This window comes from Enterobacter sp. C6, from assembly GCF_008122455.1.
Lineage (GTDB): Bacteria > Pseudomonadota > Gammaproteobacteria > Enterobacterales > Enterobacteriaceae > Enterobacter > Enterobacter pseudoroggenkampii.
In genome coordinates this window covers 1-1,118 of record NZ_QPFW01000034.1, presented here as the reverse complement: position 1 = coordinate 1,118, position 1,118 = coordinate 1, and the positions used below count along the sequence as shown (strand labels likewise).

Below are 1,118 nucleotides of genomic sequence, written 5' to 3'. Positions count from 1 at the left end.
GCAGACGCGTCAGGTCGCGGGTGCGGTAGCGGATCACCGGCAGCGCCTCTTTGGTCAGCGTGGTGAACAGCAGTTCGCCCTGCTGGCCGTCATCCAGCGGCGTGCCGTCGTTCGGGTTGACGATCTCCGGGTAAAAGTGGTCTTCCCAGATGGTCGGGCCGTCGACGGTTTCGATACATTCCATCGCCACGCCCGGCCCCATCACTTCGGAGAGGCCATAGATGTCCAGGGCGGTAATGCCTAAGCGTTTTTCAATTTCACGGCGCATGGCCTGCGTCCACGGCTCGGCACCGAAGACGCCCACGCGCAGGGAACAGGTGCTGGCATCGCCGCCCATCTGACGCTCCAGCTCTTCAATCAGGTTGAGGCAGTAGGATGGCGTCACCATGATCATGTCCGGCTGGAAATCGCGGATCAGCTGCGCCTGCTTCTCCGTCTGGCCGCCGGACATCGGGATCACCGTCGCGCCTAAACGCTCGGCGCCGTAGTGCGCCCCCAGCCCGCCGGTAAAGAGGCCATAGCCATACGCCACGTGAATTTTGTCCTTCGCGCTGCCGCCCGCGGCGCGCAGGGAGCGCGCCACCAGGTTGGCCCAGTTGTCGATGTCACCCTGGGTGTAGCCGACAACCGTCGGTTTGCCGGTGGTGCCGGATGAGGCGTGAATGCGCACCACCTGCTCCATCGGCACGGCGAATGTATCGAACGGATAATTATCCCGCAGGTCCTGCTTGGTTGTGCACGGGAACTTACGGATATCCGCCAGCTCTTTGAAATCGTCAGGATGAACGCCCGCGGCGTCAAACTTGCGTTTGTACATCGGCACGTTGCTGTAGGCGTGATGCAGCGTCCACTTCAGACGTTCGGTCTGCAGCGCCTGTAACTCGTCAAGGGAGGCCGTTTCAATCGGATCAAGCTTTGTTGTATTTGTCATTGTAGGGTACTCACATTGTTTTATGCTCAAACACGCTCAAGGATCATGGCAATGCCCTGACCCACACCGATGCACATCGTACACAGCGCGTAGCGCCCGCCGCGTCGGTGCAGTTCGTTACTCGCGGCCAGCGCCAGTCTGGCACCGCTCATGCCCAGCGGGTGGCCCAGCGCAATCGCGCCACCGT

At 61.4% G+C, this 1,118-nt stretch carries 1 protein-coding gene and 1 pseudogene; both read right to left on the bottom strand.

Annotated elements, in window-relative coordinates:
- A partial coding sequence (locus tag DOU50_RS00205; protein ID WP_148768456.1) for an AMP-binding protein occupies nucleotides 1-931 on the bottom strand: 931 nt, incomplete at its 3' end.
- 26 nt (nucleotides 932-957) lie between these two features.
- Nucleotides 958-1,118: pseudogene (locus DOU50_RS00200) on the bottom strand (3-oxoadipyl-CoA thiolase); the annotation flags it as partial.